The following is a 6450-nucleotide window of genomic DNA, read 5'->3' as shown; positions in this document are numbered from 1 at the left end:
TTGGCTCACACTTCCTGATCGGCTAACCTCTCCTATTCAATGTCCCATGTGGGATCTAGGTTGCGGTTGGCTCACACTTCCTGATCGGCTAACCTCCTGAAGTTGATAACACCGTCCTTGAATCCGTTGCGGTTGGCTCACACTTCCTGATCGGCTAACCTGCCACAAAGGTTTTGCCGGACGGGAACCCGGTTGCGGTTGGCTCACACTTCCTGATCGGCTAACCTCACGGCGCACTGCATCACTGCTTATGATGGGTTGCGGTTGGCTCACACTTCCTGATCGGCTAACCTCACGGCGCACTGCATCACTGCTTATGATGGGTTGCGGTTGGCTCACACTTCCTGATCGGCTAACCTCACGGCGCACTGCATCACTGCTTATGATGGGTTGCGGTTGGCTCACACTTCCTGATCGGCTAACCTTTAAAATCTCATCGAATGCGCCACCACCATGTTGCGGTTGGCTCACACTTCCTGATCGGCTAACCTACAGCCGCAGCCGGAGCAATAGTCGATCTCGTTGCGGTTGGCTCACACTTCCTGATCGGCTAACCTAATCGAGACGACTTTATTGCCATGCATATGGTTGCGGTTGGCTCACACTTCCTGATCGGCTAACCTTCATTTATGGATAAGCCCCGGATTTCCGGGGCTTTTTCCTTTAGTTGTGTGCGGGAAAACAACGACACAGCATCAGAATAGCGCCAGCTGGCCTGGAGATTGATTCGCCGCCTGTCTCTTTTTGTTCCGGAAGCAAATGATGTTCTCATACTGTTTGTCGGTAAATTGCAAAATATCGACAACTCCTCCCGGTGGGACCTCTGCCTCGACTTTTCTGCAAATAGCATCAACACCATCGCTCCCGCTTACAGCTTTCATATAAACCGATAGCTGAGCCATACTGAAGCCAATGTCGCGCAAAAAAAGCCGGAATTTATTAGCTCGCTTTCTTTCGCTCTTTGTCAGAACTGGCAAATCGAACATGACCATAACCCACATAATTCTGTATCCACTGAGCTGGCTCACGGCACGGGCCGAGCGAGTGCGAAGGGAGGTCCAGGGAATTCGAGCGCAGACTGTTCCTTGAGATAAACTCGCGCCAGTGAGGAGGCCATTCGGTCGATACAAACCTGAAGTGGGGATGCTCCCCTTGGCCCTTGCATGTCGAGGCGGAGCACATCAGCAAGAGCGTTCTTGTTTTCAAGGGTCAACTCGCTCTCACCCTTTTCTATTAGATCATGTACTAGGACATCGACCCAAGGGCGGAAAGGCTCCATCAGGTCGTCGGCAAGCCGTAGCGCTTCGCCTCGACTTTCGTGCATGATAGAAAGTGATGGGTGCAAACCGGCAGCAAGAATGGCGCGGGCCGTACCTGCTCTCAACACCGTATAGCCGTAGTTCAGGAGCGCATTCTGATTGTTCGCCTGCCTGTCCCGCCTAAAACCCTTTCCGAAAAGATGCTTCCAGTAACGACGCGCAGCCTGCGCCTCCATATTTTCCGAATCTCCGGATTTAACCGATCGTGCCATCAGTCTTAACCCCGGCAGAGGGTTTCCGATATGATTGAGCGCGGCAGCCTGGGCTGAGATTTTTGCAGTTACAATATCCTTCCAAAGCCGTTTCTTCAGGGGCAGAGACGCATTTGCCTGAGCCTGAAGCCTATAACCTTGCGCGTGGTGTCCCTGTATCGGCCAAACCACTGAGACAGGGCTATGATTGTTGCCACAAACAATAAGCGGTGCACCTTGATTTGACAGGCGTGCACAAACATTGGCGGAGAAAGTGGACCCATGACCATGGACGACCACGGCGTCAATATTATCAAACGGAACTTCGCCAAGCTTTTCACCTTCGCGGCTGAGCTTCAGAAAACCCCGTTCCACCGAAAGGTGGATTCCATTACTTGATATTTCGACAATCTGTCCCGGCATGACGCAACCCTGGATCGAAGACCCTTCCTGCCTCGTCCACATGCACAAGCCGTGCCTTTCGGGCTTTGAGCTTCGAGATTGTCGCAAAGTCCCAGCTGAACAGATCGTCCCTGTCGGTGTGGCGTTTCTCATAGTCGCCAGCTTCCCGATCCCTCGCCAACCTTACGCGGTTTGCACTTGGTTCCAATCTGACGACACGCTTGTACTCGATTTCACCCGGCACATCTTCGACCGCGATCATGTCACCTTTTCGTAAGCGCATAACGAGTAACGCTTCCGGATTATCTTCCATCCAGCCTGGTACCTCTGCCTTATCGCTTCCTTTGAGGCGATTGGCATCGAAGCGGGATATCTCACGGCAGTGCCACTTGCCGTCTGGCGTCTCGACAATATCAAGACAGTAGTTTTCGCCAGCCAGCACGCCTCGCTGGTACTCGCCAATACCGCCATGATGAATCTGGCGCAGGGGCGTTGACTCCGTTACCGGCTTGTGAACGCGCACTCTGCGAGGATTGGTTCGCCTACCCGGCTTCTGCTCATTCACATAGTCATGGAGTGCCTGCTTGAAATCAGCGCCCGATAAGCCGTAGGTCCGTTCCATGAGTTCTTCCCGTATACGGTTGTCGGCTATGTATTGCAGCTGGCCATGCTTCTCAAATGAGACAATGGGTTTGCGGGTGGCGAGTTTCTGTCCGTCGCCCTGTGGATTTTGCACAACCCCGTAATTCGTGTCCTCGTGGAGCTGACCTTCAATCCCATGGTCTTTCTTATGGGATACAACAATGGCATTCACATGCCTTTCTACATCTTCCCGAAATCCTTTCCACGGCTCACCCAATGCCGCCAGCATGCGTTCTGAAGAAACCTCCGAGTTCTGGAGGTTTGCATGGTCCGCCGCCTTCTTCAGCATGGCGCGATCCGTCAGAGCAACAACAATCGCGTCAATTGCGTGGTGGCGATGATCGTCGCGATTCTTGCGCGAAGGGGCGTCGGGCTCATCGCTCGGCTTATTGCCATCAAGAATCCGGTTGAGTCCCCAGACGGAGCGCAAGTCCGATGTCAACCGGCCGGGAGTAACCCAGACATGTTTCACGGCCTCATCGCCGCCACCATAAATTGCGCCAAGATACGTGCGTGTCAGGCGAGCGATATATTTAGTATCGTTGAGTTGGCGCTCAAGAAAATCGCGCTCCTCGTTTTCATAGCGCTCCATTGCATCGGGAGAAAAGCGCCAGCTTTTTTGTGGTGGAAGATCGGCAGCACGCGATGCAATCTCTTCCCAGTCATAGCCGGACGGTGAAGTACCGAATGCCTCATATGGCGAACGTCTCGCTTTGTCGCGATTAGCCCGGCGGGTCACCAAGGTCTTGTTGTTAAAACCGTCATCCAGCGTTTGAGCGAAGGGAAGAATATGATCGATTTCGATCTCATCCGATAGCAACTTAGCCAAGCCGAATTGTTCACCACTTAGCAGGCATTGGCCATTTGTAGCTTTTCCGCGTGTTAGTTCTTCAAAGAGGCGTAACTTCAAGCGGTTCACATAGGTGTTCCGTATGCCGTACTCGTTTAGAATTTTTTCGCGTTGTTCATTTGCATTCTGGTTGTCCTGTTGCTCGCGTTCCAGTTTGCGCTTGTCTTCCGCGCCCAGCGGAAGATCCCTAGCCAATTCAATCACGACTTCAGAAGGAGGCCCGTAACGCTCCATCAGGCGGTTCACCACCTTCCGTAACTGGTTTAATGCGACGTGCACGGTCGGGTTGGCTATCTTGCCGACCCGCTTCTCCAGCGAGTCGCGTGGATCTCCGGTCCCGAATGCGACAGAGCGTTCAAGAACCTCACCATAATAAGGCAGCTTCCGGTCATGAACCTCGCCCTGGCCTTCGGTGGCGCGATGGTCCCTGTATCCGCTGCGCACGACAGCTTCACTATAGACCGGCGCATCGTCTGCCATGAGTTCTGCCAGTACTTTTGCATTGGCGCGGCGCCCGAGGCCCTGATGGCTATCCGGTAGATTGGCATCCACCACGTCGATGGCGATTTCATAAGACAACCCGTAGCGTTCGGATAACCAGTGTGCGAGCACAGCGGGATCGCTGCTTGTCAGCAGGGTTTTCGTCTCACCACGGCTGATCGAAAAAGTGCTTGCTGCCTGCTCGATGACTGCTTCCGTAACCTGCCGGACTTGCGCCGGCGTCTTATCCGTCAGAGGTTCCAGCCCCAGAAGCAACTCGACGATCGCTTCCTGCTCTGCAAAGGGAAGCTTGCGCCATTCCTTTCCCCAGAGGTTTTTGTTCGCCAAGATGGCTGCAGTATGGTCTCCCTCAATCTTCTTGCGTTTTTCCGATTCGATACTGAACTTCACATCGCCATGGAACTTCAACGCCTTGCGCATATCATCGAAGGTCAGATCCTTCTTGCTGAGCGCCTTTTCCGCCAGAAGATCTCGCTGTTCGCTTGTGAGCCATTCGGCTGCTTCGCCGGGTTTGCGATAGTGCATCGCATTCAGCGTTTCATAGAGTCTCCGGCGCTGGGAGGATGGTAGTGCCCAGGGCGCGCGCAGGTCAGTTTCCGGTTCCAATGTGCAACGGCCAACGGGTTGGGGTTTCAACGGACGCTGAAAGCTCAAAATACTGTATAGTTTGTCGTAGGCCTCACGGGTCAGTATGGTCGGATGATAAGTCGCTTGCACCTGCCAGATTTTTTCAAATTCATCCAAGATCAGATCGCGGGTTGGATAGAAGTCGTAGAAAGCTTTTGTGCCCTCACCGCTCAAGCGCGCGCGGGTAGATGCGTGAAGATTGCCTTCGAGTCGAGGACGGCCAAAAAGCTCGCCCAAAGTCCGGGCATGTCTTTCCTGCATCCGTGCCAGCGTCTCGACGGCCCCTTTGGAAATCTTGCCGTCTTTGGCTTCCTTGTCGGCTTTCCGATTCGACTTGAATCCACGTCGCTGCTGGAGGTGGAACAGGGCTCGACCGATCTGGAAAGGGGTAAGTGTCTCATTCAAAGCGCGGGCACGCAGGCACCAAGGATCGAAATCCTTGCGAATTTCGATGTCTTGATTGCGTTTTCTTCCGGTCGGGTTTTCCAGTGTCTTACGTTCTGTTTCATCGGCAGGCATCAGGCCAAATCCGACAAGCGCCCCCAAGAAATCTTCACGTCTTTGCAAATACCGGTCCCGATTGCGCCGCATTCCCCGGGGAACTCTCCTTTGCGCGGCTAGGGACTGTTTATCCTTGGGGTTTCGACCGTCGGGGAATATCCGGGCGCCTGCACCAGGTAGAAATTGCTTATCATTTCCACCTTTAAGAATGCCACAAGGACGCCCGTTAGCGTCTAACTCTATTGCAGCCCACCCAATCGAGTTTGAGCCAACATCCAGTCCCAGGCGCCATGCTGTCATCTGCTACCCTCACTTAGAAATAGCGGAGATGATTGCTATTGCTTTGGGCTGATCACTCCAAAGGCAGCTGTGCATCCCGCACCCAATAGATGAATACATCTGGCCCCATTCTCTTTTGGAAAGCAATCATTTCCGCTTTCCAGAGGAAAAGATTTGTGCTTTATTGATCGGATCAGGAAGTGTGGTCTCTCCGTTAACAAGGTGAATACCACAAAATGGGCGCCCTCTGGGGCGCCCATATACTTTTTAGGGCTATTGAAGTTATTGCAGCGCAACTTCCGTTAAGAACTCTGCCTGCAAACAAACTATCAAATAGGTGTCCCCAACTTCATCCACCTTGGTGCGCCGGTTTTCCCTTATTGGGCGAGCAGCTAAGGGAGGAATCGCGTATGAGTATTGGGGGAGGATGGTACGCAAGCACCCAAATGCCAAAGCGTAAAAATATCATTCACTTCATTTTGAACGATTTGGCGCGCCTCATCTCGAGTCATTCTGTGGATTTTGAGATGGCGCTCATAATCAGTATGCCGATGGCGTATGTGCGTATGCACAGCTATAGAAACAGCTGTCACGATACGCGTCCTTTTTGTCCAACTGCGGTCTGTGACCCAAACCACAATCTCATCAATGCTCTCTACAGGACAAAACGGAAAATGCTTAGCCATCGTCCGGACGACGTGCGCGCGATCATACTTTTTTACCCACTTACTCATCACTGCTTTCGTCGCCTGTTCCAAGCAAAGAGGTTGCTACGAGAAAAGATGGGAATCAACTTGTATCCGAGACGGGTCTCAGGATTGCGATAAGATACTAGTTCTTCTCTTCCCCCTCCCCGGTGCGCCAGTTTTCCGTGATGGACGAATAAATCCATGAAATTGGTGGGGTTACGTTACTCCAGCCCGTCAGACGAATGGCGCACCGGGGAGGGTGAAAGCTGGAACCTTCAGATCGGGCGCACAAAGCAACCAACCGACTAATTCCACTTCACAGCCAAATTGTCAGTCGACGATCCTGCGCCTTATCTCGCGGAGTTCGCTGCGCGGACCTTCCTGTTCGTCGCAATGAGGCTGAAGACAACACCAACTTTGACCTGAGCCCCAAATGGTCCCGCATTTGA

The 6450-nt window shown here is 52.9% G+C and carries 4 protein-coding genes and 1 CRISPR repeat array; all 4 genes read right to left on the bottom strand.

Going from position 1 to position 6450, the window contains the following annotated elements:
- Positions 1–59 precede the first annotated feature (59 nt).
- A CRISPR array of direct repeats spans positions 60–623; the repeat unit is 36 nt; unit sequence GTTGCGGTTGGCTCACACTTCCTGATCGGCTAACCT.
- Positions 624–695: 72 nt separating this feature from the next.
- A complete protein-coding gene (gene cas2 / locus HY2_RS13755) occupies positions 696–1001 on the bottom strand; it encodes a CRISPR-associated endonuclease Cas2 (protein ID WP_034828617.1) in 306 nt (101 codons plus the stop codon).
- A 23-nt stretch (positions 1002–1024) separates the two neighbouring features.
- A complete protein-coding gene (gene cas1, locus HY2_RS13750) occupies positions 1025–1933 on the bottom strand; it encodes a type II CRISPR-associated endonuclease Cas1 (protein WP_034828616.1) in 909 nt (302 codons plus the stop codon).
- Entirely contained in the window at positions 1902–5333 is a 3432-nt protein-coding gene (cas9, locus tag HY2_RS13745; protein ID WP_064773923.1) for a type II CRISPR RNA-guided endonuclease Cas9, read from the bottom strand. The genes cas1 and cas9 overlap by 32 nt, the downstream gene beginning before the upstream one ends.
- 371 nt (positions 5334–5704) lie before the next feature.
- Positions 5705–5998 (bottom strand): DUF2293 domain-containing protein, encoded by a 294-nt coding sequence (locus HY2_RS17885; protein WP_407066584.1) that lies wholly within the window; start codon positions 5996–5998, stop codon positions 5705–5707.
- Positions 5999–6450 lie beyond the last annotated feature (452 nt).

This window comes from Hyphomonas pacifica, assembly GCF_000682675.1.
In the GTDB taxonomy this organism is placed as follows: Bacteria; Pseudomonadota; Alphaproteobacteria; order Caulobacterales; family Hyphomonadaceae; genus Hyphomonas; species Hyphomonas pacifica.
This window is presented reverse-complemented; position numbering and strand designations above follow the sequence as displayed.

Coding starts and splice junctions, on each gene's coding strand:
- HY2_RS17885 (WP_407066584.1), bottom strand. CDS start 5,998: ATGGCTAAGCATTTTCCGTTTTGTCCTGTAGAGAGCATTGATGAGATT.
- cas9 (WP_064773923.1), bottom strand. CDS start 5,333: ATGACAGCATGGCGCCTGGGACTGGATGTTGGCTCAAACTCGATTGGG.
- cas2 (WP_034828617.1), bottom strand. CDS start 1,001: ATGTGGGTTATGGTCATGTTCGATTTGCCAGTTCTGACAAAGAGCGAA.
- cas1 (WP_034828616.1), bottom strand. CDS start 1,933: ATGCCGGGACAGATTGTCGAAATATCAAGTAATGGAATCCACCTTTCG.